The sequence below is a fragment of the Streptomyces sp. NPDC050535 genome, assembly GCF_044457665.1.
In the GTDB taxonomy this organism is placed as follows: domain Bacteria; phylum Actinomycetota; class Actinomycetes; order Streptomycetales; family Streptomycetaceae; genus Streptomyces.
The window spans coordinates 133,206-159,299 of sequence record NZ_JBITHE010000012.1; the positions used below are offsets into that span (position 1 = coordinate 133,206).

At 70.8% G+C, this 26,094-nt stretch carries 24 protein-coding genes, 1 pseudogene and 1 riboswitch; of the genes and pseudogenes, 10 read left to right on the top strand and 15 right to left on the bottom strand.

Annotation, left to right across the window (positions count from 1 at the left end):
* Window positions 1-6: 6 nt before the first annotated feature.
* Both ACIBLC_RS25760 and ACIBLC_RS25765 read left to right on the top strand, forming a co-directional pair.
* Window positions 7-1,677 carry a PTS transporter subunit EIIC gene (locus ACIBLC_RS25760; protein ID WP_399213543.1) on the top strand — a complete coding sequence of 557 codons (1,671 nt, stop codon included), beginning with the start codon at window positions 7-9 and terminating at the stop codon, window positions 1,675-1,677.
* Window positions 1,674-2,261 (top strand): hypothetical protein, encoded by a 588-nt coding sequence (locus tag ACIBLC_RS25765; protein WP_399213544.1) that lies wholly within the window; start codon window positions 1,674-1,676, stop codon window positions 2,259-2,261. The genes ACIBLC_RS25760 and ACIBLC_RS25765 overlap by 4 nt, the downstream gene beginning before the upstream one ends.
* 90 nt (window positions 2,262-2,351) lie before the next feature.
* On the opposite strand, the gene ACIBLC_RS25770 is transcribed toward ACIBLC_RS25765, so the two are convergent.
* The 6 genes from ACIBLC_RS25770 to thrC all read right to left on the bottom strand — a co-directional run bounded on the left by ACIBLC_RS25770 (window position 2,352) and on the right by thrC (window position 9,214).
* Window positions 2,352-3,254, bottom strand: coding sequence for a metallophosphoesterase family protein (locus ACIBLC_RS25770; RefSeq protein WP_399213545.1), 903 nt, complete (start codon window positions 3,252-3,254; stop codon window positions 2,352-2,354).
* Window positions 3,255-3,345: 91 nt separating this feature from the next.
* Window positions 3,346-4,464 carry an NADH:flavin oxidoreductase gene (locus ACIBLC_RS25775; protein ID WP_399213546.1) on the bottom strand — a complete coding sequence of 373 codons (1,119 nt, stop codon included), beginning with the start codon at window positions 4,462-4,464 and terminating at the stop codon, window positions 3,346-3,348.
* 273 nt (window positions 4,465-4,737) lie between these two features.
* Complete coding sequence (gene groL, locus ACIBLC_RS25780; RefSeq protein WP_391889152.1) at window positions 4,738-6,363, bottom strand: chaperonin GroEL; 1,626 nt, start codon at window positions 6,361-6,363, stop codon at window positions 4,738-4,740.
* 393 nt (window positions 6,364-6,756) lie between these two features.
* The gene (locus tag ACIBLC_RS25785; RefSeq protein ID WP_164304865.1) at window positions 6,757-6,963 is read right to left on the bottom strand and encodes a cold-shock protein; all 207 of its coding nucleotides are present in this window, start codon (window positions 6,961-6,963) and stop codon (window positions 6,757-6,759) included.
* A gap of 513 nt (window positions 6,964-7,476) precedes the next feature.
* The gene (locus tag ACIBLC_RS25790; protein WP_399213547.1) at window positions 7,477-7,752 is read right to left on the bottom strand and encodes a MoaD/ThiS family protein; all 276 of its coding nucleotides are present in this window, start codon (window positions 7,750-7,752) and stop codon (window positions 7,477-7,479) included.
* 133 nt (window positions 7,753-7,885) lie between these two features.
* Window positions 7,886-9,214, bottom strand: a complete 1,329-nt coding sequence (gene thrC / locus ACIBLC_RS25795; RefSeq protein ID WP_399213548.1) for a threonine synthase — start codon at window positions 9,212-9,214, stop codon at window positions 7,886-7,888.
* Window positions 9,215-9,231: 17 nt separating this feature from the next.
* A riboswitch (SAM riboswitch) is annotated at window positions 9,232-9,379 on the bottom strand.
* 176 nt (window positions 9,380-9,555) lie between these two features.
* Between thrC and ACIBLC_RS25800 the strand changes: the two genes are divergently transcribed.
* Entirely contained in the window at window positions 9,556-10,530 is a 975-nt protein-coding gene (locus tag ACIBLC_RS25800) for a glucosyl-3-phosphoglycerate synthase (RefSeq protein WP_399213549.1), read from the top strand.
* A gap of 76 nt (window positions 10,531-10,606) precedes the next feature.
* Window positions 10,607-12,019, top strand: coding sequence for a trehalose-6-phosphate synthase (locus tag ACIBLC_RS25805; protein ID WP_399213550.1), 1,413 nt, complete (start codon window positions 10,607-10,609; stop codon window positions 12,017-12,019).
* 34 nt (window positions 12,020-12,053) lie between these two features.
* Here the strand turns inward: ACIBLC_RS25805 and otsB are convergent, their stop codons facing one another.
* From otsB to ACIBLC_RS25820, 3 genes are all read right to left on the bottom strand, one after another.
* Window positions 12,054-12,902, bottom strand: a complete 849-nt coding sequence (otsB, locus tag ACIBLC_RS25810) for a trehalose-phosphatase (RefSeq protein WP_399213551.1) — start codon at window positions 12,900-12,902, stop codon at window positions 12,054-12,056.
* Between the two features lie 123 nt (window positions 12,903-13,025).
* Entirely contained in the window at window positions 13,026-13,262 is a 237-nt protein-coding gene (locus ACIBLC_RS25815) for a DUF3263 domain-containing protein (RefSeq protein ID WP_399213552.1), read from the bottom strand.
* 32 nt (window positions 13,263-13,294) lie between these two features.
* The gene (locus ACIBLC_RS25820; protein ID WP_399213553.1) at window positions 13,295-14,539 is read right to left on the bottom strand and encodes an extracellular solute-binding protein; all 1,245 of its coding nucleotides are present in this window, start codon (window positions 14,537-14,539) and stop codon (window positions 13,295-13,297) included.
* A gap of 129 nt (window positions 14,540-14,668) precedes the next feature.
* Between ACIBLC_RS25820 and ACIBLC_RS25825 the strand changes: the two genes are divergently transcribed.
* The 3 genes and pseudogenes from ACIBLC_RS25825 to ACIBLC_RS25835 all read left to right on the top strand — a co-directional run.
* On the top strand, window positions 14,669-15,658 hold the full coding sequence (locus ACIBLC_RS25825) for an ROK family protein (protein ID WP_399213554.1): 990 nt from the start codon (window positions 14,669-14,671) through the stop codon (window positions 15,656-15,658).
* A complete protein-coding gene (gene nagA / locus ACIBLC_RS25830) occupies window positions 15,658-16,803 on the top strand; it encodes an N-acetylglucosamine-6-phosphate deacetylase (RefSeq protein WP_399213555.1) in 1,146 nt (381 codons plus the stop codon). The genes ACIBLC_RS25825 and nagA overlap by 1 nt, the downstream gene beginning before the upstream one ends.
* Window positions 16,804-16,806: 3 nt before the next feature.
* Window positions 16,807-16,932 (top strand): annotated as a pseudogene (locus tag ACIBLC_RS25835) (1-phosphofructokinase); the annotation flags it as partial.
* On the opposite strand, the gene ACIBLC_RS25840 reads toward ACIBLC_RS25835, so the two are convergent.
* Together ACIBLC_RS25840 and cdgB are read right to left on the bottom strand one after the other, a co-directional pair.
* A complete protein-coding gene (locus ACIBLC_RS25840) occupies window positions 16,922-17,920 on the bottom strand; it encodes a carbohydrate-binding protein (RefSeq protein WP_399213556.1) in 999 nt (332 codons plus the stop codon). The pseudogene ACIBLC_RS25835 and the gene ACIBLC_RS25840 sit on opposite strands and share 11 nt — an antisense overlap.
* Before the next feature lie 130 nt (window positions 17,921-18,050).
* A complete protein-coding gene (cdgB, locus tag ACIBLC_RS25845; RefSeq protein WP_399213557.1) occupies window positions 18,051-19,769 on the bottom strand; it encodes a diguanylate cyclase CdgB in 1,719 nt (572 codons plus the stop codon).
* Between the two features lie 396 nt (window positions 19,770-20,165).
* Here cdgB and ACIBLC_RS25850 point away from each other — a divergent pair, with 396 nt between their 5' ends.
* Window positions 20,166-20,753, top strand: a complete 588-nt coding sequence (locus ACIBLC_RS25850; RefSeq protein WP_399213558.1) for a flavin reductase family protein — start codon at window positions 20,166-20,168, stop codon at window positions 20,751-20,753.
* Between the two features lie 19 nt (window positions 20,754-20,772).
* Here the strand turns inward: ACIBLC_RS25850 and ACIBLC_RS25855 are convergent, their stop codons facing one another.
* Both ACIBLC_RS25855 and arfB read right to left on the bottom strand, forming a co-directional pair.
* Window positions 20,773-21,681 (bottom strand): sigma-70 family RNA polymerase sigma factor, encoded by a 909-nt coding sequence (locus ACIBLC_RS25855; protein ID WP_399213559.1) that lies wholly within the window; start codon window positions 21,679-21,681, stop codon window positions 20,773-20,775.
* A 128-nt stretch (window positions 21,682-21,809) separates the two neighbouring features.
* Window positions 21,810-22,238, bottom strand: coding sequence for an alternative ribosome rescue aminoacyl-tRNA hydrolase ArfB (gene arfB, locus ACIBLC_RS25860; RefSeq protein ID WP_266459488.1), 429 nt, complete (start codon window positions 22,236-22,238; stop codon window positions 21,810-21,812).
* A 215-nt stretch (window positions 22,239-22,453) separates the two neighbouring features.
* Between arfB and ACIBLC_RS25865 the strand changes: the two genes are divergently transcribed.
* Window positions 22,454-23,029, top strand: a complete 576-nt coding sequence (locus tag ACIBLC_RS25865) for a TerD family protein (RefSeq protein WP_399213560.1) — start codon at window positions 22,454-22,456, stop codon at window positions 23,027-23,029.
* Between the two features lie 130 nt (window positions 23,030-23,159).
* Here ACIBLC_RS25865 and ACIBLC_RS25870 read toward each other — a convergent pair whose 3' ends face one another.
* Window positions 23,160-24,653, bottom strand: coding sequence for a M1 family metallopeptidase (locus ACIBLC_RS25870; RefSeq protein ID WP_399213561.1), 1,494 nt, complete (start codon window positions 24,651-24,653; stop codon window positions 23,160-23,162).
* 7 nt (window positions 24,654-24,660) lie between these two features.
* Here ACIBLC_RS25870 and ACIBLC_RS25875 point away from each other — a divergent pair, with 7 nt between their 5' ends.
* The gene (locus tag ACIBLC_RS25875) at window positions 24,661-25,161 is read left to right on the top strand and encodes a hypothetical protein (protein ID WP_399213562.1); all 501 of its coding nucleotides are present in this window, start codon (window positions 24,661-24,663) and stop codon (window positions 25,159-25,161) included.
* 214 nt (window positions 25,162-25,375) lie between these two features.
* Here ACIBLC_RS25875 and ACIBLC_RS25880 read toward each other — a convergent pair whose 3' ends face one another.
* Entirely contained in the window at window positions 25,376-26,056 is a 681-nt protein-coding gene (locus tag ACIBLC_RS25880) for a pentapeptide repeat-containing protein (RefSeq protein ID WP_399213563.1), read from the bottom strand.
* Between the last annotated feature and the right edge of the window lie 38 nt (window positions 26,057-26,094).

Genomic DNA, 26,094 nt, shown 5'->3' on the forward strand with positions numbered 1-26,094 from the left:
CGGGTGGTGCGCACACCGAAGGACCCCACCTCGCCCGCCGCCGTCGCGGCAGCCCTCCTCCCCCTGCTCGGCGGCCCCGCGAACATCACCTCCGTGGCCCACTGCATGACCCGCCTCCGGGTGGGCCTGCGGGACTGGTCCCTGGTCCAGGAAGAACCCCTCAGAGCCCTCCCCGCCGTACTGGGCGTGGTCGCGGACGAGGACACGTACCAGATCGTCCTCGGCCCGGGCAGGGTCGCCCGCGTGACACCGGAGTTCGAGGCGCTGGTCCGGACGGCGACGGCGACGGCGGCCGACGAGCGAACAACGCCACCTGGGGAGCCGATCACACCGACGAGCGGGCCGAGCACTCCGCCCTGCGGACCGATCACACCGCCCGTCGGCCTGCGGACGTCGGACGGCGGCCCAGGGACGGCGCCCGAGGAGCCCTCCGCATCGGTCGGCGGCCCAGGGACCTCGGCCGACGAGCCGCCCGTGCCCGCCGTCGGCCCGACCACCACAGCCGCCGCCGAACTCGCGTCGCGCGGCTCGGAGTTGAAGGAGGCGAGGCGCCGGCGCAACGCGACCCCCGGCAAGCTTCTCCTGCGCCGCGTGGCGAACATCTTCGTCCCCCTGATCCCCGCCCTGATCGGCTGCGGAATCATCGCGGGCCTGAACGGCCTGCTGATCAACCTCGGCCTGTTCCCGTCCCTCACCCCGGCCCTCGGCGCCATCGCCTCCGGCTTCATGGCGCTGATCGCCGTGTTCGTCGGCTACAACACGGCGAAGGAGTTCGGCGGAACGCCGATCCTGGGCGGCGCGGTGGCGGCGGTCATCGTGTACGCGGGGGTCGCGAAGGTGACGGTGTTCGGGACGACGCTGGCACCGGGCCAGGGCGGCGTGCTCGGCGCGCTGGCCGCCGCGCTCCTGGGCACCTGCGTGGAGAAGTGGTGCCGCCGCTGGGTCCCCGAGGCCCTGGACGTCCTGGTCACCCCCACCCTCACGGTCCTGCTCACCGGCCTAGTGACCCTCTACGCCCTCATGTTCGCCGCCGGCGAGCTGTCCGAGGCCATCGGCAACGGCGCGAACTGGCTGCTGACCACCACCGGCGCCTTCGCCGGCCTGATCCTGGGCGGCCTCTTCCTCCCCCTCGTCATGCTCGGCCTGCACCAGGCCCTGATCCCCATCCACACCACACTCATCGAACAGCAGGGCCACACGGTCCTGCTCCCCATCCTCGCGATGGCGGGCGCGGGCCAGGTGGGCGCGGCCCTGGCGGTCTATGTCCGGCTCCGCCACGACCAGTCCATGCGTACGACGATCAGGTCGGCGCTCCCGGCGGGGCTGCTCGGCGTCGGCGAACCCCTGATCTACGGCGTCTCGCTCCCCCTCGGCCGCCCCTTCCTGACCGCCTGCGCGGGCGGCGCGGCCGGCGGCGCCTTCGTCGGCTTCTTCGCGATGCTCGGCGACCAGGTGGGGTCGACGGCGATCGGGCCCTCGGGGTGGGCGCTGTTCCCGCTGCTGGCGGGCGGCGGAGGGCTCGCGACGACGGCCGCGATCTACGCGGGCGGGCTGCTCACGGGCTACGCGGTGGGCTTCGCCGCCACCTACTTCTTCGGCCTCGGGCCGAGTGTCAGTGGCGTGTGCGATTCTTCGAAAGGTCAGGAAGTCGCCCGGGGAGGGACCGGAACACCGTGAACCACGCACAGCTCACCGCTCTCGGCCGCGCCCTGCGCGTCCTGGGCGAGCACGGCGACGCGCTGAACTCCGACACGCCCGACGCGAAGCTGCACGAGGTGAAGGCGGACCTTAAGCGGGCTCTGGACCTGCTGGACGAGACGGTCACCACCGCCGCGCCCACCACCCGCTGCTCCGAGCACCCGAACGGCCCGGTGGACGAGGCCGCCGTCGACCTGTGCCTGCTCTGCGAGACCCGGCGCCGCGCCGCCCGCCGCTCCCGGGTGAACGACTCCTTCTCCCACGGCCGGGCCCCCGGCCCGGAAGAGGCCCCCGAGCGCACGAAGTCCCGCTACGGCCTGCGCGAGGACCGCCCCCAGCCCCAGCAGCGCTGGCTCCCGGAAGTGTGGAACGGCCAGGCGTGGCAGCTCTGCGGCACCCCCCGCCGCGACCGGATCGAAGCCGAGCGCTATCTCGCCGCCGAGCGCAAGACCCCCCGCCCCGGCATGGCCTACCGCCTGATCCACGAGTTCACGGACTACGAGGTGCTGCGTATCTGGGGCACCCCGGTGAAGATCGACATCGAGCCGATGGGAAATCTGTAACCCCGCCGACGGAGCCCCGCCGAGGGAGCCCCGCTGAGGGAGCCCCGCCGACGGAGCCCCGCCGACGGAGCCTCACCCACGGGCCACCGCCTATGCCCGATCCGCTCCGGGCCCCATCCGCTCGATCAGCGACCGCGTCTGCTCCTCGTCCAGTTCGTACACCGTCTCGTGGGCTCGCGGATCGCGCGCGTGGAAGGTGTGGAACATCGGACCGGACGGCCCGCCCAGCTCCACCAGCGACGCCGACGCCCCGCGGACGGCTCGTTCCGTGCCGGGGCGCGTGGTCAGGTCGATGCGGTTGACGACACCCGGGGTGACCCACACCGGCGTGGACTCGAGGAAGCCGAAGATCTGGAGGTGGAAGTGGCCGGTGAGGACGGCCAGGACGTCCGCGCCCCGGATCGCGTCGGCCAGGTCGGCCGGGTTGCGCAGGCCGAAGGCCCGTTGCGTGGGGACGTCCAGGGTGATCGGCGGGTGGTGGAAGACCAGGACCGTGCCCCGCGGCGCGGGTGTCCTCAGGATCTCCCGGAGCCAGTCGAGCTGCGCGGCGCCGAGGTGTCCGTGCACCCTGCCCGGCACCAGCGAGTCCAGGGTGACGAAGCGGTAGCCGTCGACCGTGCTCACCGCCGCCCGCTCGGACCCGGCGGAGTCCAGCACCGTCTCGGCACGGTCGGTGCCGTCCGCGTCCAGGTGGCCGCTGCCCAGCACCTTGGCGAAGGCCTGGCGTTCGTCGTGGTTGCCGGTGCTGTAGAAGACCGGGATGTTCCCGCCGAGTTCCCGGAGCGCGAACTCGCTCAGCGTCTCGCGGACGGCCGTGTACGCCTCGGGGGCGCCGTCGTTGGCCACGTCGCCGCTGACGACGATCGCGTCGACGCCCCGCTGGTGCCGCAGATCCGTGAGCAGCAGCCGCAGTGACTCGCTCGCGTTGACGCCGGCCTGGTTGGGGGCGTCGGTGCGTTCTATGTGGGTGTCCGAGAGATGGAGGATCCGCATACCCCGAAGCTAGCGGCAGTCGTGTCCGGCAACCAGGGCGCGCCCCCGGTCCTCCCTTCCGGAAGGAGCCGGGGGCGCCGCCCCGCGGACGTCAGCTCAGCGAGCCCATGGCCGCTGGGTCGAACGGCGCCAGTTCACCGTGCCGCCCGTCGAGGACCTTCGCCGCCCACTCGGGGTCCTGGAGCAGCGCGCGGCCGACCGCGACGAGGTCGAACTCCTCGCGCTCCAGGCGGTCCAGGAGGTTGTCGAGGCTCGCGGCCTGGGCGCCCTCGCCCGCGAAGCCGCTGATGAAGTCGCCGTCGAGGCCGACCGAGCCGACGGTGATGGCGGGCTTGCCCGTCATCTTCTTCGTCCAGCCCGCCAGGTTGAGGTCCGAGCCCTCGAACTCCGGGAGCCAGTAGCGGCGCGTCGACGCGTGGAAGGCGTCCACTCCGGCCTCGGCGAGCGGGATCAGCAGGGCGCCGAGCTCCTCGGGCGTCTCCGCGAGGCGGGCGTCGTACGCCTCCTGCTTCCACTGCGAGTAACGGAAGAGGACGGGGAAGGAGGGGGAGACCGCGGCGCGGACCGCGGCGACGATCTCGGTCGCGAACTTCGTACGGGCGACGAGGTCACCGCCGTACGCGTCGGTACGCCGGTTGGTGCCCTCCCACAGGAACTGGTCGATCAGGTAGCCGTGCGCCCCGTGCAGTTCGACGCCGTCGAAGCCGATGCGCTCGGCGGCGGCAGCGGCCTCGGCGAACGCCGCGATGACGTCGTCCAGGTCGGTCTGGGTCATCTCCTTGCCCTCACCGGCGGTGCCGTTGATCCGCAGGCCGGACGGGCCGACCGCGGGGGCGTCCGCGAAGGGCGGCTCGCCCGCGCTGCGGACCATGCCGATGTGCCAGAGCTGCGGCACGATCTTCCCGCCCGCCGCGTGCACGGCCTCCGCCACCTTCGCCCAGCCCGCGAGCTGCTCCTCGCCGTGGAAGCGCGGGATGCGGTCGCTCTGTCCGGCCGACTCGTGGCCGATGTAGGTGCCCTCGGTGACGATGAGGCCCACGCCCGCGGCGGCGCGGCGGGCGTAGTACGACACGACGTCCTCGCCGGGGATGCCGCCCGGGGAGAACTGGCGGGTCATCGGTGCCATGACGATCCGGTTCGGGACGGTCAGGCCGTTGAGGGCGAGGGGGCGGGACAGGATCTGGGCCGCGCGGGAGGGGGCGAGTGTCACGTGAGTGCTCCTGGGGGAGAGAGGTGATGCCGGTCCGCGAGATGCTCATGCATAGGTACATGTGATGAATATGTGCACGTGCATTGATTCGCTCAAGAGCCTCAACCGGCCCGTCCGTCACCGCATTCCGGCCCCGGCACACCCCTCACGTGATCCAGGTCACTCTGTCGGGCGGGTCCCGGAAACGCCCGAGGGCGGCACCCCTTGGGAGAAGGGGTGCCGCCCTCGGTACGAAGGACGGTGATCAACCGGAGGCCGAAGCCCCGAGGCCGATCAGAAGTCCATGTCACCGCCCGGCATGCCGCCCGGAGCGCCGCCGGCAGCGGCCTTCTCCGGCTTGTCGGCGATGACGGCCTCGGTGGTGAGGAACAGCGCGGCGATGGACGCGGCGTTCTGCAGGGCAGAGCGCGTGACCTTCGCCGGGTCGATGATGCCCTCGGCGATCATGTCGACGTACTCACCGGTCGCGGCGTTCAGGCCGTGGCCGACGGGCAGGTTGCGCACCTTCTCGACGATGACGCCACCCTCGAGACCGCCGTTGATGGCGATCTGCTTGAGCGGGGCCTCCAGCGCGAGCCGCACGGCGTTGGCGCCGGTCGCCTCGTCACCCGTGAGCTCCAGCTTCTCGAAGACCGAGGAAGCCTGGATGAGAGCCACGCCACCACCGGCGACGATGCCCTCCTCGACGGCCGCCTTCGCATTGCGAACGGCGTCCTCGATGCGGTGCTTGCGCTCCTTGAGCTCGACCTCGGTGGCGGCACCGGCCTTGATGACGGCCACGCCGCCCGCGAGCTTCGCCAGGCGCTCCTGGAGCTTCTCGCGGTCGTAGTCCGAGTCGGAGTTCTCGATCTCGGCGCGGATCTGGTTGACCCGGCCGGCGACCTGGTCGGCAGAGCCGGAGCCGTCGACGATCGTCGTCTCGTCCTTGGTGATGACGACCTTGCGGGCACGGCCCAGCAGGTCGACACCCGCGTTCTCCAGCTTGAGGCCGACCTCCTCGGAGATGACCTCGCCGCCCGTGAGGATGGCGATGTCGCCGAGCATGGCCTTGCGGCGGTCACCGAAGCCCGGAGCCTTGACGGCGACGGACTTGAAGGTGCCACGGATCTTGTTGACGACCAGCGTCGACAGAGCCTCGCCCTCGACGTCCTCGGCGATGATCAGCAGCGGCTTGCCCGACTGCATGACCTTCTCCAGGAGCGGGAGCAGGTCCTTGACGTTGGCGATCTTCGAGTTGGCGATCAGGATGTAGGGGTCGTCGAGGACGGCCTCCATACGCTCCATGTCGGTGGCGAAGTACGCCGAGATGTAGCCCTTGTCGAAGCGCATACCCTCGGTGAGCTCCAGCTCCAGACCGAAGGTCTGGGACTCCTCGACGGTGATGACGCCTTCCTTGCCGACCTTGTCCATAGCCTCGGCGATGAGCTCGCCGATCTGGGTGTCGGCGGCGGAGATGGAGGCCGTGGAAGCGATCTGCTCCTTGGTCTCGACATCCTTGGCCTGCTCGAGCAGGGCACCGGAGACGGCCTCGACGGCCTTCTCGATACCACGCTTGAGGGCCATCGGGTTGGCACCCGCGGCTACGTTGCGAAGGCCCTCGCGGACCAGCGCCTGCGCCAGAACGGTCGCGGTGGTCGTACCGTCGCCGGCGACGTCGTCCGTCTTCTTGGCGACTTCCTTGACCAGCTCAGCGCCGATCTTCTCGTAAGGGTCCTCGAGCTCGATCTCCTTGGCGATGGAAACACCATCGTTGGTGATCGTGGGGGCGCCCCACTTCTTCTCGAGGACGACGTTGCGACCCTTGGGACCAAGGGTGACCTTGACGGCGTCGGCGAGCTGGTTCATCCCGCGCTCGAGACCGCGCCGCGCCTCCTCGTTGAACGCGATGATCTTGGCCATGTGAAGTGGTCCTCCCGGACTGGGGTGGATTGCTCCGGACCGCGCCCGCGCCCGCGACGGACGGCCTGCGTGCCTCGTGGTTCCTTGCCCCACTTGGCCTGCGGGCCTCACTGACCCGGTCCTCGTTGTCACTCTCACCTGCAGAGTGCTAACGCCAATGATTAGCACTCGCCCCTACCGAGTGCAAGCGGCTCCGAAAGATCCGCAGGTGGGGCGGGGGGCGCGACCGGCGCGAAGACAGCCGGAGGGACGCGAAGGCAGCCGACGGGGCACGCGGACAGCCGCAGGGCCGGACATGCAGCCAGGGGGACAGACAGACCGAAGGGCTCGCGCCCCCTGCCGGGGACACGAGCCCTTCGTCACGTCGAACAGAACAATCAGTCGGCGCGTGCTTCAGCTGGTCGCCAGCCGGACCATGTCCGCCTGCGGCCCTTTCTGGCCCTGCGAGATCTCGAACTCGACCCGCTGGCCCTCTTCAAGGGTGCGGTAGCCGTCCATTTGAATCGCGCTGTAGTGGACGAATACATCCGCACCACCGTCGACCGCGATGAAGCCGTACCCCTTCTCCGCGTTGAACCATTTGACGGTGCCCTGAGCCATGCCTAACTCCCCTATTACTGGCCCTTGCACAGGACCGCACTTCGCGGGCCCGGGTCAGACCTCACCCCCCAAGGATTGGGGGTGTGCGCCGGAACGCGTCGACCGCGGCTGAATGTATCCGTCCAACTGCCCTCTGCAACAGGTCAATCGGACGAGAATTCTGAGCACGACCGATCGGGAATATCCGGAGAATTCACAAAGATTCCGGGCAAGTCGGGCCCCACAAATGCCATAAACGGCTCAAAAATGCGGGGTACATTGGCTGCTTCTTGTCGGGCATCGGGCAGGTACTCATATGCGCCCGGCATGAAACCGACTCGAAAGCGAAGCAGCTTCCCCAACTGTACCGCGCTCAACCATACAGAATTGCCCCCTCCGCTTCTCTCGCGGAGGGGGCAATTCGATGAACTCTCGGTGATTACCATTACCCAAGGTAACTGCAATCACCGTGCGTGACGGCGAATGACGGTCAGCCGCGGGCCGCCGGCCGGCCGTCGTCGGCGTCGGCGTCGGTCAGCCGCCGGCGACGGCCGGAATGATCGAGACGCCCGCGCCGTCCGGCGTCGCCGTCTCCAGACCCTGCTCGAAGCGGACGTCGTCGTCGTTCACGTACACGTTGACGAAGCGGCGCAGCTTGCCCTGGTCGTCCAGGACGCGCGCGGCGATACCGGTGTGGTTCTGCTCCAGGTCGGCGATCACCTCGCCGAGGGTGCCGCCCTCGGCGGCCACCTCGGCCTTGCCGCCGGTGTAGGTGCGCAGGATGGTGGGGATGCGGACGTTGACGCTCATTCGGTGTGACCTCCGGTCGGGTGCTCAGGTGCGGCGGAACAGCGCCCCAGGGGCGCGGGGCCGGGTCGGCGGGGGGCGACCGGCCCCCGTCGGCCCGCGGCCCTGATACGGCATTCCAGCGGAGCGCCCCCGCTCATGACGCGAGGCCGGCCTCGCGGAAGGAGTCGAGGTTCGGGCGGATGGTCGCGGTGAGCCCGGTGTCCGAGGCCACCGCGTCCAGGGTCTTGAGGCCGTCGCCGGTGTTGAGGACGACGGTGGTGAGGGTCGGGTCGAGCAGACCGTTCCCGATCAGCTTCTTCGCCACACCCACCGTCACGCCACCCGCGGTCTCGGCGAAGATGCCCTCCGTCTGCGCGAGGAGCTTGATCGCCTCGACGATCTCCTCGTCGTTGACGTCCTCCACGGCACCGCCGGTACGCCGCGCGATGTCGAGCACGTAGGGCCCGTCGGCCGGGTTGCCGATGGCCAGCGACTTGGCGATGGTGTTCGGCTTCTGCGGCCGTACGACGTCGTGGCCGGCCTTGTAGGCCACGGACACCGGCGAACAGCCCTCGGCCTGGGCACCGAAGATCTTGTACGGCCTGTCCTCCACGAGCCCGAGCCTGATCAGCTCCTGGAGACCCTTGTCGATCTTCGTGAGCTGGGAGCCGGAGGCGATCGGGACCACGAGCTGGTCGGGCAGCCGCCAGCCGAGCTGCTCGCAGATCTCGTACGCGAGGGTCTTCGAGCCCTCCGCGTAGTAGGGCCGCAGGTTGACGTTGACGAAGCCCCAGCCCTCGCCGGCCGGGTCGCCGATCAGCTCGGAGCAGAAGCGGTTCACGTCGTCGTAGTTGCCCTCGATACCGACGAGCTCCCCGCCGTACACCGCGGCCATGACGATCTTGCCCTGCTCCAGGTCGTGCGGGATGAACACGCAGGAGCGGAAGCCGGCGCGGGCGGCGGCGGCGCCCACCGCGCCGGCGAGGTTGCCGGTGGAGGAGCAGGAGAGGGTGGTGAAGCCGAAGGCGCGGGCGGCCTCGATGGCCTGGGCGACGACGCGGTCCTTGAAGGAGTGCGTCGGGTTGCCCGAGTCGTCCTTGACGAAGAGCCTGCCCGGGGTGACGCCCAGCTCGCGCGCCAGGTTGTCGGCCTTGACGAGCTTGGTCCAGCCGGGGTTGATGTTCGGCTTCTCCGCGACGTCCGCCGGGACCGGCAGGAGCGGCGCGTAACGCCAGATGTTCGCGGGGCCCGCCTCGATGCGCTTGCGGAGGTCCTCGGTCTCGTAGGCGGAGAAGTCGTAGGCGATCTCCAGCGGCCCGAAACACTCCTCGCAGGCGAAGACCGGACCGAGGGGCACGCGGTGCCCGCACTCGCGGCAGGAGAGCGCGGCGGCGGGGCCCAGATCGACGGAGTTCCCGGAATCCGGGGAGGTCACGGTGCTCGTGGTGTTCGCGGTGGTGCTTGCAACTGTCTGCGCAGCCATGGAGGGGAGGCCCTTTCTCCTCATCTTCCTCACGACGCACTTCGCCGTGAGACGGATTTGGCACCTTCCCGAGCCGGGAGCCTCACCACGTCGACGTGACAAGAACCAGCTGGAGGGTTGCCGGGGCTTCAACGGGCCGTATCCCTCTGCCCCTCTGGATGAGCGGTATTCAGTTGTACGCCGGCCGACCCCGACATGCGATGGTCATCAGCGTTGTTCAAGACTGTAACCGAAGGCCTGGATGGTGGAGAGAGCCGTCCGAACCGCGAGATGCCGACAACACCCCCTGCCGGCGCGGCGACGGGCACAAGCATCCCAATGAACGCAAGGGAGAGCCGCACGTGCTGGAAGACGTCGAGCGCTGGCTGAGCACGCGCTCCTGGTCCGTGAGTGACCGCCCGCTCAAGAAGCTCATAGCCGCGAAGCGATCCACCCACTCCACGGTGAGCGTGGTTCTGCCCGCGCTCAACGAGGAGGCGACGGTCGGTGAGATCGTCTCCATCATCCGCCGCGACCTGATGACCCGGAAAGTCCCTCTCGTCGACGAGATCGTCGTCATCGACTCGGGCTCGACGGACCGCACCTCCGAGGTCGCCGCCGCGGCCGGCGCCCGGGTTGTTCACAGGGACGAAATACTCCCCCGCATCCCGGCCGTGCCCGGCAAGGGCGAGGTGCTGTGGCGGTCACTCCTCGTGACGAGCGGCGACATCGTCTGTTTCATCGACGCGGACCTCAAGGAGTTCTCGTCGGACTTCGTCTCCGGGATCGTGGGGCCGCTGCTCACCGATCCGGGCGTGGACCTGGTCAAGGCGATGTACGACCGCCCGCTGAACCTGCCGGGCGAACCCACCTCCGGCAGGACCGCGGCCGGCCAGGGCGGCCGTGTCACCGAACTGATGGCCCGCCCCCTGCTGAACATGCACTGGCCGCAGCTGGCCGGATTCGTCCAGCCGCTCGGCGGCGAGTACGCGGCCCGCCGCTCGCTCCTCGAACAGCTCCCGTTCCCCGTCGGATACGGCGTGGAGCTGGGCATGCTCGTCGACGCCCTGCACCTGGTGGGCCTGGACGCGCTCGCCCAGGTCGACGTCGGTGTCCGCAAGCACCGGCACCAGGACGGCCAGGCGCTGGGCCGGATGTCCGCCGCGATCTACCGCACCGCGCAGCTCCGGCTCGCCCGCGGACACCTCATCCGTCCGGCCCTCACCCAGTTCGAGCGGGGCGAGTCCGGCTTCGAGCCGCGCACCTACTCCGTCGATACGGAAGAACGGCCTCCGATGGCGGAGATCACGGAGTACCAGGCACGCAAAGCGGCGTAATCCGGCGGTCGTATACGCCCTCGCGATACCCCGTCCGTACGTTTGAGCGTTTCCGGGCCGGGCTAGGTTGAGGCGTATGGCTTCCACGTCTTCCACCGCGTCTCCGCAGGGTTCCCACCGCATCCTCGTCGCGTCCAACCGCGGCCCGGTCTCCTACGACGTCCACGAGGACGGCTCGCTGCACCCCAGGCGGGGCGGCGGCGGGCTGGTCTCGGGCCTGTCGGCGATCGGCCCGGACGCGGGCGCCCTGTGGGTGTGCTCGGCGCTCGGCGACGGGGACCGCGAGGCGGTGCGGCGCGGGGTCGGCGAGGACGGCGTACGGATGCTGGACATCGACGCGGAGACGCACACGGACGCCTACAACGGCATCGCGAACTCGGTGCTGTGGTTCATCCACCACATGCTCTACCAGACGCCGCTGGAGCCGGTCTTCGACACGGAGTTCCGGCGTCAGTGGGCGTCGTACGAGGCCTACAACCGGGCCTTCGCGCGGGCGCTGGCCGACGAGGCGGCGCAGGGGGCCGTGGTGGTCGTACAGGACTACCACCTGACCCTGGTCCCCGGCATGCTCCGGGAACTCCGCCCCGACCTGCGGATCGGCCACTTCTCGCACACGCCGTGGGCGCCGGTCGACTACTTCCGCCTCCTCCCCGACGACATCGCCGAGCAGGTGCTGCGCGGCATGCTCGGCGCGGACCGCCTCGGCTTCCTCACCCAGCGCTGGGCGTCCGCGTTCACCGCGTGCGCCGAGGAGATGGCCGGCGGGCTCGGTGACACACGCGTCGGCGTGCACGGGCTCGGCGCGGACGCGGACTTCCTGCGCGAGCGTTCGCACGAGGCGGATGTCGCCGAACGGATGGTCACACTGCGTGAGCAGATCGGCGAGGGCCGGAAGGCGATCGTGCGGGTCGACCGCACCGAGCTGTCGAAGAACATCGTGCGCGGGCTGCACGCCTACCGGCAGCTCCTGGAGGACCAGCCGTCCTGGCGCGAACGGGTCGTGCACGTCGCCTTCGCATACCCCTCCCGGCAGGACCTCGCCGTGTACCGCGACTACACCGCCGAGGTGCAGCGGGTCGCCGACGACATCAACTCCGCCTACGGCACGCCCGGCTGGACCCCGGTCGTCCTGCACGTCAAGGACGACTTCGCCCGCTCCCTCGCCGCCTACCGGCTCGCCGACGTGGCCCTCGTCAACCCCATCCGGGACGGCATGAACCTCGTCGCCAAGGAGGTGCCGGTCGTCTCCGACGAGGGGTGCGCGCTGGTGCTGTCCCGGGAGGCGGGGGCGTACGAGGAGCTGGGCGACGACGCGATCGTGGTGAACCCCTACGACGTGGTCGGCACCGCGCGGGCGCTGCACGAGGCGTTGTCGATGGGCACCGGCGAGCGGGCCGAACGCACGAAACGCCTGGCCGCCGCGGCGACGGCGCTGCCTCCGGCGCAGTGGTTCCTGGAGCAGCTCCGGGAGCTGGAGAAGAGGCCCTAGCGTCCCGGTTCCGCGGCGGAGACCCGGATCCGGCTCACCGGCCGAGCTCCGCCGCCAGAGCCCGCAGCAGCTCTACGACTCCGGCCGGGCCGTCCACCACGAGGTCGGCCCGGGCCGCCAGTTCCGCGACCTCCGAGCTGCCGCTGCACACCAGGAGGCCCGGGATGCCCTCGGAGCGGAGTTCCTCGACGGCGGCGAAGGCGGGGAGGTCGCCGAGGTCGTCGCCCGCGTAGAGGACGGCTTCGGCGGCGGTCTCGCGGACGTGTCCGAGCAGGGCCACGCCCTTGTCCATCCCCGGCGGGCGGATTTCCAGGACCATGCGGCCCGGTTCGACGATCAGGCCGTGCCGGGCGGCCAGGTCGGTCAGGGGCCCGCGCAGCGCCTCGAACGCCCCCTGCGGGTCCGCCGCGCGGCGCGTGTGCACGGCGACCGCCCGGCCTTTCTCCTCGGTCCAGGTGCCCGGCCCCGCGCCGACCGCGTCGAGGATCCCGGGCAGCTCGGCGCGGACCGCCGCGACGCCGGGGTGCGGGGCGGGGGCGCTGACCCTGCCGCTGCGCGCGTCCCAGCGCTCGGCGCCGTAGTGCCCGAGAACGACCAGGTGCTCCAGTCCCGGCACGTCCGCGAAGCCGCCGTGCTCGACGGCCACGGACGCCGGGCGGCCGGTGACGACCGCCACGGAGGCGACCCTCGGGGCGAGGGTCGCGAGTGCGGGGACCGCGTCCGGGTGGGCGCGGGCCTGCTCGGGGTCGGCGACGATCGGGGCGAGGGTGCCGTCGAAGTCGAGGCCGATCACCGTGCGGCCCGGGCGGGCGAGAATCGCCTCGAGACCGGCGCGGCCGGCGGGGGTGACGGGGGTCGGCAGGAGATCCGCGTGGTCAGCCATACGGCGACCCTATCCGCGCGGGGCTCGAGGGCGTTTTTTCGCCCCCTCCGCCCCTGCCCGTTCCCGTCCCTCGAGGGCTCCGCCCCCGAACCCCGCTCCCTCAAACGCCGGAGGGGCTGATTCTCAGCGCTCGCCCCGGCGGGCGTCGCGTACACGCCGCAGCCGGTTCACCGTCACCGGATCGTGGGCGAGCGCCCGAGGATCATCGATCAGCGCGTTCAGGAGCTGGTAATACCGCACGGGCGCGAGCCCGAGCCGCTCCCGTATCGCCCGCTCCTTCGCCCCGGGCCCGGAGAACCCGCGCCCCTCCATGGCGAGAATCCCCCGCTCCCGCGCACCGAGCCCCTCGACAGGTTCCATGAACAGCACGGTAGCCCCCGGCACTGACAGGACTACGACCCGTCGTCCGCCGTACCGGCCTTCGCCTGGAGCGACCCCAGCACCCCCGCGGGACTGCCGTTCGCCCCCACGGCCTTCCCGATCTGCGCCTTGATGTCGGCGCTGACTCCGGCCCAGGAGGTCTTGTCGACGGGGTACAGCTCGGCGGTGGGCAGCTCGCCGAGGAACGGGGCGAGATCCTGGTCGTCGCTGTCGGCGGCCATCGCGTCGGACGCGGACGTGGTGACCGGCAGCAGGTCGTACTCGCGGGAGAAGGCGAGCACGTTCTTGTCGCTGTAGACGAAGTCGAGGAAGTCACCGACCTGCTCGGCGTGCCCGTTCTGCTTGAACGCCATCATCCAGTCGGCCACACCCAGCGTGGACTTGCTCAGGCCGTCGGCCCCGGGCATCGGCACCATGCCGTACTTCACACCCTTGGCGGCGGCCGTCTTCATCAGCGTGGGATGCCCGCTGAGCATCCCGACCTCACCGCGGGTGAACGCCGCGAACGCGTCCGCCCGGTTGAGCTTCGCGGGCGCGGTCGGCCCGGTGAGCCCCTTGCCGACCAGCTCGTTCTTGAGCCAGGTGAAGGTCTGTACGTTCGCCTCGGAGTCGATGGCGTACGTACCGACGTTGTCGGTGTAGCCCCCGCCGCCGCTCAGCATCCACTGCATCGTCTCGGCCTGCGCCTCCTCCGGCCCGAGGGGCAGCGCGTACGGGAACTTCACACCGTCGGCCTTGAGCGCCTCGGCGTCGGCGGCCAGCTGGTCCCAGGTCTTCGGCGGGGCGAGACCGGCCTCGGCGAAGAGGGTCTTGTTGTAGAAGAGCAGCCGGGTGGAGGAGGCGAACGGCAGGCCGTACTGCGCCCGCTGCTGCTCCCCCGCGTCGGTGAGCTGGAGGGCGAAGTTGGCCTGCACGGGTATGGAGAGCAGTTCGTCGGCGGTGTAGAGCTGACCCTTGGCGGCATAGTCGGCGTACGCGCCGATCTGCGCCATGTCGGGTGCCTTCCCGGCCGCGACCATCTCCTTGACCTCGCGGTCGACGTCGGTCCAGGAGTAGACGCTGACCTCGACCTTCACCGCCGGGTTGGCGGCCTCGTACTCCTTGACCAGCTTGTCCCAGTACTTCTGGGAGCTGTTGGCGTCGGAGTCCCCGTAGTCGGCGGCCACCAGCCGCAGGGTCACGTCCTTGGACCCGCCGGAGCTTCCGCAGCCTCCGAGGGCCGCTGTCATGCCCAGTGCGGACATCATCGCGATCATTCCTGTCGTATGCCGCCGCACCGCTTCGCCTCAACCTTCTGTTGACCCACTGTTCGATATCCCGGCATAAGGTCTACACCACGTAAGTGGACTAGACCTCTTCCGGGTTCACGGGCCACACTGTCCCTCGTGAGACATGTCATCGCCCTCGATGTGGGCGGCACCGGGATGAAGGCCGCCCTCGTCGGCGCCGACGGCGGGCTTCTCCATCAGGCACGCCGGGCGACCGGGCGGGAGCGCGGACCCGACGCGGTCGTCGAGGGCATCCTCGACTTCGCGGCGGAGCTGGGCGCGTACGGCGAGCGGCGGTTCGGCGAGCGGGCCGCGGCGGCCGGGGTCGCCGTCCCCGGCATCGTCGACGCCGGCCTCGGCATCGCCGTGTACTCGGCCAACCTCGGCTGGCGCGACGTACCCCTGCGCGAACTGCTCGGCACCCGCCTCGGCGGCGTACCGGTGGCGCTCGGGCACGACGTGCGCACCGGCGGGCTCGCGGAGGGCCGGATCGGCGCCGGGCGGGGAGCGGACCGCTTCTTCTTCGTGCCGCTGGGCACCGGGATCGCGGGCGCCATCGGCATCGGCGGCCGGGTGGAGGCGGGCGCGCACGGCTTCGCGGGCGAGATCGGCCACATCGTCGTACGGCCGGGAGGGGCTCCGTGTCCCTGCGGCCAGCACGGCTGTCTGGAGCGGTACGCGTCGGCCGCGGCGGTCAGCCAGGCCTGGGCGGCGGCCTCCGGGAACCCGGCGGCGGAGGCGGCGGACTGCGCGAAGGCCGTCGAGTCCGGCGACGAACGGGCCCTGCGGGTCTGGCAGGACGCCGTCGACGCGCTCGCCGACGGGCTCGTCACCGCGCTCACTCTGCTGGACCCCCGCACGCTGATCATCGGTGGCGGTCTGGCCGAGGCCGGGGAAACCTTGTTCACACCACTGCGGGCCGCGGTAGAGCGGCGCGTGACCTTCCAGAAACTGCCGTCCATCGTCCCCGCGGCCCTCGGGGACACCGCCGGATGCCTCGGCGCGGGCCTGCTGGCCTGGGATCTCCTGGCCACCGCCGAAGCCGCCCCGCCGACCGACCCCACCGATCCCCCTGACTCCACAGACTCCCCGGAGGTATCCGCCTGATGGCCACTAGCAAGGTTTTCGCCGGTGCACAGGTGGTACTGCCCACCGGGATCGTGGACGGCGGCCGGGTGATCGTCGACGGCTCGCGGATCGCCGGGAGCGCTCCCGCGGACGCCGAGACGGTCGACCTGTCCGGTCACTGGCTGGTCCCCGGCTTCGTCGACATCCACAACCACGGCGGCGGCGGCGCGTCCTTCACCTCGGGAACCGTCGAGGACGTCCTCAGGGGCATCCACACCCACCGTCTGCACGGCACGACCACGACCATCGCCTCCACCGTCACCGGCGACATGGACGGCCTCGCCCAGCGCGCCGGGCTGCTGTCCGAACTGGCCGAACAGGGAGACCTCGCGGGCATCCACTTCGAGGGCCCGTTCATCTCGCCGTGCCGCAAGGGCGCCCACTCCGAGGAACTGCTGCGCGACCCGGACCCGGCGGAGGTCCGCAAGCTGATCGACGCGGCGCGCGGGCACGCCCGGATGGTCACCCTCGCCACCGAACTGCCGGGCGGCATCGACTCCGTACGCCTGCTGGCCGAGCACGGGGTGATCGCGGCGATCGGCCACACGGACGCGACGTACGAGCAGACGGTCGAGGCCATCGACGCGGGCGCGACCGTGGCGACCCACCTGTTCAACGCGATGCCCGCGCTCGGTCACCGCACGCCGGGCCCCATCGCGGCCCTCCTGGAGGACGACCGGGTCACGGTCGAGCTGATCAACGACGGCACGCATCTGCACCCCGCCTCCCTGGAGCTGGCGTTCCATCACGCGGGCCCGGCCCGGGTCGCGTTCATCACCGACGCCATGGACGCGGCCGGCTTCGGCGACGGCCGCTACATGCTCGGCCCGCTGGAGGTCGAGGTCGCCGAAGGCGTCGCGCGCCTGGTGGAGGGCGGCTCGATCGCGGGCTCCACCCTCACCCTGGACCGCGCCTTCAAGCGGGCGGTCACCGTCGACAGGCTGCCGGTCGAGGACGTCGTGGCGGCCCTCTCCGCCAACCCCGCCCGCCTGCTCGGCCTCTACGACACGGTGGGCTCCCTGGAGCCGGGCAAGCGCGCCGACCTGGTGGTCCTCGACTCCGCCTTCGAGCTCAAGGGCGTGATGCGCGGGGGCGAATGGGTGGTGGACCCCCGGCTGGGCTGAGGGGCCCGGGCCGTGGCCCTCTCGGCGGCGACCGTACTGGCCCCCGTGGCGGGCGGGTTCGGCCGCCGGAGCTACCAGGAGCTGCTGGACCTGGTGACGGTCACCCGTCTGCCAGGTCCTAGCTCTTGACCTGGCCTTCCTTCAGCCAGAGCTGGTCGAGGAGGGCGTTGCAGTTGTCGCCGTTCTGGCAGGAGAGGGAGATCGTGTTGGTGCCCTTGGTGAGGGTGGGATACGCGTAGGTCTGGGTCCAGCCCTTGGCGAAGTCGTTGTCGGCGGCGCCCGCGAAGTTCCCCATGTTCAGCTTGCTGCCGAACTCCTTGCCGTTGACGGTGAGCGTCATCTTGGCGTCGGAACCGGCCACGCTGTAACGCGCGAAGAGGGTGTAGGCGCCGTCCTTGGGAATGCCGCTGACGGTCCAGGTGACCTGGGCGCCGACCTGGTTGAGGCCGGTCACATAGACACCGCCCTCGGACTGCGCGCCCTCGACGTCCGCGGCCGTCGCCACGCCGGTGCCGAGGTTCAGCGCCTTCGCGTCGACGGTCGGCAGTTCGGCGGCGGGCTGCTCACCGGAGGACTCGCTCGGCGACGCGTCCTGCGAGGCCGACTGCGTCGGGCCGGCCTGGTCGCTGCCGCCCTTGTCGTCGTCACCCGAGCCGCTGCTGAGCATGGCGACGCTGATGCCGATGACGACGACGGCGACCACGGCGATCGCGCCGATGAGCAGACCCTTGGTGTTCGGCCCGCGACCGCGGCCGCCGCCGGTACCGACCGAGCCGTGCCGGGCGGTGACCGGACCGCCGGGCACGGTCTCGGGCGCCGCGTAGTTCGCGTTCGGCTGGTTGTAGGTGCCCTGCTGGCCATAGGCCTGGGGCTGCTGCGGAACCTGCTGGCCGTACTGCGCGGTCGGGGCCTGGCCGTACTGGGCCTGGGTCTGCCCGCCCTGCTGCGGTCCGTTGCGGCGCTCGCCGACCGCACGCACCCGGTTCACCGAGCCGGGGTAGCCGTAGCCGCCGCCACCACTGGGCGGGGTGGCTCCGTTGGCCCGGCCGTCCTCGTACAGATAGCCGAACGGGTCATCGTCCTCGGGCGTGCTCGCGCCGTTGTTGCCGGGCGTCATCCCTTGGTCTCCTAGCGGGTGCGGTACAGATGCGGACGGTGCAGATTCACTGCATGAATGAATGGCGAGCCTACCCGGTCTCGCTGGGCCAAACGGGGCTCATCACCGCCTCACCCCACTGACCTGCGGGTTATCCGGCTCGCCGATGCGCTTTGGGACGAGACCGTTTCTCTATGTACATCCGCTCGTCCGCGGACTTCAGCACCTCGTCCGCTGTCATGCCGCAGTGCGCCCACCCGATCCCGAAGCTGGCGCCCACCCGGACGGCCCGGCCGTCGACCCTGATGGGCGGGATGATCGCGTTCCGCAGCCGGACGGCGAGGTCCTGCGCGTCGGCCCGGCCGAGGCCGTCGGCGAGCACCACGAACTCGTCGCCGCCGAGCCGGGCGACCGTGTCGCCGTCCCGCACGCCGTGGGTCAGCCGGCGCGCGACCTCGATGAGAACCTCGTCACCCGCGTTGTGCCCGAACCGGTCGTTGATCGACTTGAAGCCGTCGAGGTCGCAGAAGAGCACCGCGAGCCCCTTGGCGCCGTCGTCCTTCTCGCCCTCGGGCGCGATGGTGTGCACATGGTGGTCGAAGGCGTCGTAGGCCTCGGTACTGGGCCACGGGTCGAAGGGGTGGCCGTTCCCGTCGTAACCGCTCTGGCCGTTCCCGTCGTACGAGCCGTGCTCGCCGGTCGCGAGCTCCGCGTGCTGCGGCCCGTGTCCGTAGGCGGCGTCGAGGGACTCGATCGCGCCGGGGGGCAGCGCCAGCGGGCGCTGACAGAGGCGGGAACTGAGCCGGGAGCGCAGCTCGGCCGAGTTCGGCAGGCCGGTGAGGGAGTCGTGGGAGGCGCGGTGGGCGAGCTGGAGCTCGCGGCGCTTGCGGTCCTCGATGTCCTCGACGTGGGTGAGCAGGAACCGGGGGCCGTCGGCGGCGTCCGCGACGACGGAGTTGCGCAGCGACACCCAGACGTAAGTGTTGTCGCGGCGGCAGAGCCGCAGCTCGGCGCGGCCGCCCTCCGCCGAGGTCCGCAGCAGGGTGCCGATGTCCTCGGGGTGGACGAGGTCGGAGAAGGAGTAGCGGCGCATCGCGGAGGCGGGGCGGCCGAGGAGGCGGCAGAGCGCGTCGTTGGTCCGCAGGATCCGGCCGTGCTGGTCGCCGCCCATCTCGGCGATGGCCATGCCGCTCGGCGCGTACTCGAAGGCCTGCCGGAAGCTCTCCTCGCTGGCCCGCAGCGCCTGCTGTTCCCGCTCCAGGCGGACAAGGGCGCGTTGCATGTTCGCTCTCAGACGCGCGTTGCTGATGGCTATGGCGCCCTGGAACGCGTACATCTGGAGCGCCTCACGCCCCCACGCGCCGGGCCGCCGGCCGTTGCGCGGCCGGTCCACGGACAGGACGCCGATCAGCTCGCCGCAGCCGTTGCCCGCGACGCCGGGGGTGTACATCGGCGCGAACAGGCGGTCGGAGGGGTGCCACTCGTCCTCGAAGCGGGGCGCGGGACCGTCCGTGTACCACTGCGGTACGTCGTCCTCGTCGAGGACCCAGCCCTCGGTGTGGGGTATGAACCGCAGGTCGCCCCAGGCCTCGCCCATGCCCAGCCGGCGGTCCCAGGAGGCGCGGGAGCCGACACGGCCGGTGATGAGGGCCTCGGCGGCGGAGTTGCCGGCGAACGCGGCGACCACGAGGTCGCCGTCCGGGCGTACGAGGTTGACACACGCCAGCTCGTAGCCGAGGCCGGTGACCACTCCGTCGGCGACGGTCTGCAGCGTGTCCGCCAGGCTGCGGGCGGTGTTCATGTCCGCCATCACCGTGTGCAGTTGCCGCAGGGTCGCAAGACGGACGTAGGGCTCCGACTCGGTCTCCATTCGCCCTCCCCTCGAGACCTCGCAGCAACTCCAGGGTTCTCTTCGGCGTCCTGGTTCTCTTCGACGTTCTCTTCGGCCTACCGGTTGGTAGGTTCTTGCTCAGCGTCCCAGCCACTGAATCACAGCGCGCTGCCCACTCGGTACACAGGGTCAACAAAATATGGCTCCTGTGACTCAAGTCACAGCGGAACGTGAACAATTGAGTGGGGTTTCCGCACTTTCTCCGTGTGCCTATTGAGCGCATATGAGAGAGCTGTGCGAGTACTGTGCGCGATTATGTCTGCCGGGTGCCGCTGGAGTGTAGCGGCGAGCCCGGTCCGTCCGTCGGTGGTCCTAGGACCCGGCTCGGGCCGAGGACCGATGTGCGGCCCCGAGGTCGGAGAATAGCGTTCCGGGGTGTCGAACACTTTCCCCGTGGCTCCCCCTGTCGCTCCCGCCGCCGCCTCCCCCACGCCTCCCGTGCATGCTGAGGGGGTGAGCAACGACGAGTTCCGCGCCGCCATGTCCCGGCTGGCCGCGGGCGTGGTCCTGGTGACCGCGCACGAGCCCGCGCTGGACCCGGCCGGACCGGACGGCGAGGACATCGGCATGACCGCCACGGCCTTCATGTCCGTCTCGCTCGACCCGCCCCTGGTCATGGTCAGCCTGCGCGACGGCTCCCGCATGGACGACCTCCTCGCCGAACAGCCCCTGTGGGCCGTGTCCGTGCTCTCCGAGAGCCAGCGGCACATCGCGGGCCGCTTCGCCATGAAGGGCCGCATCAGCGACCGCCTGCTCTTCGAGGACATCCCCTACGCACGCGGAGAGGCGTCCGGCGCGCTGCTGGTGGGCGGCTCCCTGGCGACCCTGGAGGTCCGTACGGAGCAGCGGGTGCCGGCCGGGGACCACACCCTCGTCATCGGCCGCGTACTGACGGCGGGGGTACCGAGCGCGGACGGCGGCCCGCTGGCGTACTTCAAGGGCAGGTACCGCCAGTTGGGCTGAGCCCCGTCGGCCGGGTCCCCTACAGCACGAGGTCCACATCGAGGCCGGCCAGCCGCTCCGGGTCGTCGAGGATGTCGATCACGGCGATCCTGCCGCGTACGACGGTGAAGGCCAGGACGCCGGTGAGCCGCTCCTCGGACACCACCACCAGGCCCGGAGCTCCGTCGACCAGGGCGGGCCGTGCGAGATGCGCGAGGTGGGCGAAGGCGCTCGCCCCCGAGGCCACGGCCTTCGCGCCGGCCCTCACGCGCCCCGCGCCCCGCGACACCACGTCCGGGTCGAGCACCGCGACCAGCGCCTCGAAGTCGCCCTCGCGCACCGCCGCCAGGAAGGCGTCGACGAGTTCCCGCTGCCGGGCGAGGTCGGCGTCCGGCGCGGGCGCTCCGCCCCGGACGCGGCGCCTGGCCCGGCTGGCGAGCTGCCGGGACGCCGCCGTCGTCCGGCCGACGATCGGCGCGATCTCCTCGAACGGCACCGCGAACAGGTCGTGCAGCACGAAGGCGAGCCGCTCCGCGGGCGTCAGCGTCTCCAGTACGACCAGCAGCGCGAGCCCCACCGAGTCGGCGAGCATCGCCTGCTGTTCGGGGTCGGTGCCGCTGACGGGGGCGAGCACCGGCTGCGGCATCCGCGGCGGCGGACCGGCGTCCTCCAGGGGCTCCTCGCGCCGTGTCCTGCGCGAGCGCAGCATGTCCAGGCAGACCCGGCCCACGACGGTCGTCAGCCACGCGCCCAGATCCTCGACCCGCCCCGCGTCGGCCCGGCTGAGCTTGATCCAGGCCTCCTGGACGGCGTCGTCGGCCTCCGAGAGGGAGCCGAGCATGCGGTAGGCGACGGACCGGAGACGGCGCCGGTGGGATTCGAACCGGGCGGCGAGAAGCTCGCTGTCGCTCTCCCGGGAGGCGTCCTCGGGCAGTTGGCTGTCGCGCATCGGTCACATCTCCTCGTCGGCGGTCCGTCAGTGGGTTGACGGATCCGGGGCGGCGGATGTGACGAGACCCGGGGGTGGCGGGCGGAGGCGGCGGGCAGCCTGCTCTCCGGTGGAGCCGGGGCTACCGGCTACCCCCAGTCGCGGCCGTTGCGCCCGCGCTTGGTGTCGGAGCGCTGCTTCTTCTCCCGCAGGCGCCGTTCGTTGATCCCGCGGGGGATACGAGTGGCCCGGCGGGGCTTGGGCGGGGGTGCGGAGGCCTCGGCGAGGAGGGAGGCGAGCCGTACGGCGGCGGTCTCCCGGTTGCGCCACTGCGAGCGATGCTCGGAGGCGCGCACGCTGATGACCCCGTCGACGAGCCGCCCGGCGAGCCTGTCGAGGGCGCGCTCCTTCCAGACGGGCGGCAGCGCGTTGGTCTTCGCGAGGTCGAACCCGAGCTCCACCTGGGTGTCGCTCGTGTTGACGTGCTGCCCGCCGGGCCCACCGGAGCGCGAGAAACGCCACATGAGCTCGGCCTCGGGGAGGGAGACGGAGCCGCGAATGACGTAAGGACCGGACATGGGGTACATGGTCGCGCGGATGTCCGGTCCACGTCACCATGTTTTCGCCGACACCCGGTCCACGGCCGTCCGCCGCGGAAGGTAAAGAAAGTAAAGCGTCAGGAACCTTCGGTACCCCTCGTGGCGTTCTTAGGGGTAGCTGTAGCTTCGTGCCCGTACGAAGCCCAAACGTACGAGCACGGTGCACGTACGCAACGAGGGAAGGACTCCCAACAATGGCTGTAAGCCTGTCCAAGGGTGGCAACGTCTCGCTCACCAAGGAGGCTCCGGGCCTGACCGCCGTCACCGTGGGCCTCGGCTGGGACGTCCGCTCCACCACGGGTACCGACTTCGACCTCGACGCCTCCGCGATCGCGGTCAACCCCGAGGGCAAGGTGTACTCGGACGCCCACTTCATCTTCTTCAACAACAAGCAGACCCCGGACCAGACCATCGTCCACACCGGTGACAACCGCACGGGCGAGGGCGCGGGCGACGACGAGGCGATCAACGTCAACCTGGCGGGCCTCCCCGCCGACATCGACAAGATCGTCTTCCCGGTCTCCATCTACGACGCGGAGACCCGCTCGCAGAACTTCGGCCAGGTCCGCAACGCGTACATCCGCATCGTGAACCAGGCCGGCGGAGTCGAGATCGCCCGCTACGACCTCTCGGAAGACGCCGCCACCGAGACCGCCATGGTCTTCGGCGAGCTCTACCGCAACGGCGCCGAGTGGAAGTTCCGCGCGGTCGGCCAGGGCTACGCGTCGGGCCTGACGGGCATCGCGCAGGACTTCGGCGTCAACGTCTGACGCTCACCGTCTTTCTGACGGAGCCCCCGGCCCGCTGAGCCCAGCGGCCGGGGGCTCCGGCGTTCCCCTCCCGCGGACGTCGCGGTACCGCTGGACCGGCTCCCGCTCCGGCTCCGGCTCCGGTCCGCGGTCACGGCCTCGCCGGTTTCCCCTCGCCGTACAGCCAGTCCTCCCAGATCTCGCCGAAGTCCGCGTCCGGCGCGGACTTCTCCACGTACGCCGTGAAGTCGGCGGTGGTCGCGTTGCCGTGGCGGTGGGCGGCGGCCCAGCCCCGGAGGATGCCGCGGAAGGTGTCGTCGCCGACGGTCCGGCGGATCTTGTGGAGGACCATCGCGCCGCGTTCGTAGACGGGGCTGTCGGAGATGTTCGCGGCGCTGGAGGGCTTGGCGGGCGGGAAGGCCCAGACGGCCTCGTCGAGGTCCGGGTCGTCGAAGTAGTCGCCCTCGTAGAGGGAGTCGAAGATCTCCTCGGCGGTGTCGCCGTCGTGGTCCTCCTGCCACAGCCACTCCGCGTAGGTGGCGAAGCCCTCGTTGAGCCACATGTCCTGCCAGGACTCCGGGGTGACGGAGTCGCCGTACCACTGGTGGGCCAGTTCGTGGACGAGGAGTTCGGTGTCGGGGGCTCCGGGGAAGACCGGGCGGTTCTGGGTCTCCAGGGCGTAGTCCACGTCGTCCTCGCGGTCGACGATCGCACCCGCCGAGGAGAAGGGGTACGGACCGAAGGCGGCCTCCTCCCACTCCAGGATCCCGGGGATGCCCGCGAGCGCCTTCCTGCTCGCCGCGGCCTGCGTCGGGTCGACGGCGACGACCACGGGCAGGCCGTCCTTCGTCGTGGTCCGGGTGAGGTCGTACCTGCCGATCGCGACCGTCGCCGCGTAGCTCGCCATCGGCTCGGCGGTGTGCCAGGCGAAGGTGGCTCGGTTGTCCAGCGTCGACTCGTCCTTCAACTCGCCGTTGGAAACCGCCTGCAGGCCCTCGGGGACGGTGACCTTCACGTCGTACGACGCCTTGTCGGAGGGGTGGTGGTTGCCGGGGAACCAGGTCATCGAACCGGTGGGCTCGCCGAGAGCGAGGACGCCGTCCGCCGTGTGGAGCCAGCCCTCCTGGGAGCCGTCGGGGTCGGTGAGCGTCTCGGGGGTGCCGGAGTAGCGGACCGTCGTACGGAAGGTGTCGCCCTCGTCGAGGTCGTCGTGCGGGCGCACGGTGAGCTCGTGGCCGGCGCGGTTCCAGCGGGCGTCTTCGCCGGGGCCGCCGCTCCCCCCGGGTCGCTGCCCGGCGTCTTCCCCGCCGCCCGTCACCGTGACCGCGGTGACGTTGAGGCCCTTCAGGTCGAGGTTGAAGGCGCTGAGGTCCTGGGTGGCCCTGGCGGTGATCTCCGCCGTCCCGGTCAGGCGCTCGGTGCCCGGATCGTAGGCGAGCGTCAGGCCGTAGTGGGTGACGTCGTAGCCTCCGTTGCCGAGCTTCGGGAAGTACGGGTCTCGTACGCCGGAGGCTCCGGGCTTGCCCTGTACGCCCCCGCCGCACGCGGTGAGCACCAGGGCGATGGCCAGGGTCAAGGGCACGGCGAAGGGCACGGTGGAGGGGGATCGGGGCACGCCCGTGATCCTACGAGGGCGTGACACCATCTCCTACGTGCTCGACATCGGCTACGCCCTCTCCAACCGCTTTCCCGACCCCCCGCAGACCGACTACCACCGCGTGGACGTCCACGCGCTGCGCCACGACCTGTTCTGCGGAGACGTCTACCTCGCCGACACCAAGGCGGACCGGGAGCTGTCCACAGCCTGGGGATGGGTGCCGGTGCTCGACTTCGCGTGGGCGCTGTGCGACATCGTGGAGCGGCTCGACCGGGATCCGCGCGGGAGCCGGGCCTCGCGGTCGCAGCACGCGGAGCTCGACTTCACGGAGTCGACCGACCGGATGTTCTTCGAGCGGCGGTTCGGGTGGGTGGATGTCGAGGCCGACTGGATGCCGGTGGAGGAGGCGCCGCTGACCTTTTCGCACGCCGAACTCCGCCGGGAGTCGCGGGACTTCCTGCACGACCTGCTCGCCGACCTCAGCGACCTCCACGAGGGGCTCCGTGAGAATCCCGCGGTATGGACGCTGGAGGCCCGGTTTCCTCGGGTGTCGTGAGTGGCCTGGGACTTTTCTTCGCCCCCTACTCCCCTGCCCGTCCCGTTCCTGAGGGCTGCCGCCCCCGGACCCCCGCTTTCGGCCTGAACGGCCTCGTCCTCAAACGCCGGACGGGCTGGAAACTTTCAGCCCTCCGGCGTTTGAGGAGCGGGGTCTGGGACGGAGCCCCAGGAACAAGGGACGGGCAGGGGCGGAGGGGCGAAAAACCACCCCCCTACTCCACCCGCACCCCCATCTCCGCCGCCAACACCCCCGCCAGATCAACCAGTTGAGCCGGGCTGATGACCGCCCCCGCCAGCCGGTCCACGCCCCGCGCGATGGTGAACTCGACCGCCCCCCGTAGATCCACGTCCGTCAGCGTCACCCCCGTGAGGTCCGCTTCCTTCACCACGCAGTCGACGAACTCCACGCGCTCGAGCCGGGCGCCCCCGAAGTCCGGCTCCACCAGCACGCACCCCTGGAACACGACATCCTTGAGGCGGCCCTTGCGCAGGTTCAGATAGTCGATCTTGCCGCCGCGCACCAGCACCCGCTCCAGTACGGAACCGTGCAACTGCACCCCGCCCAGGCGGGCGTCGACCAGCTCGACATCGCGCAACGTCGACTCGGCGAGATCGGTGCCCACGCCCCGTATGCCCGTCAGAACCGAGTCCAGCAGGCGCGCGCGATGCAGCCGCGTCTCGTCCAGCGCGCACCCGGTCAGCGCGCAGTCCATGAACCGCGCACCCCCGCCGTCCTGTCCGACGAAGTCCACGTCCCGGAACTCGAGGCCGTCGTAGTCCCCGTCGGGCTCGAGGCCGGCAGCGTCGTAAGGCTCCAGGGGCGGCAACCGCACCTCCGGCCGCCGCGCTCCCTTGACCAGTCTCTTCGCCTCGCCAGCCGCTTTCCGCACCATGCCCCCATGGTGCACCCCCTCACTGACAACGGCCCCGG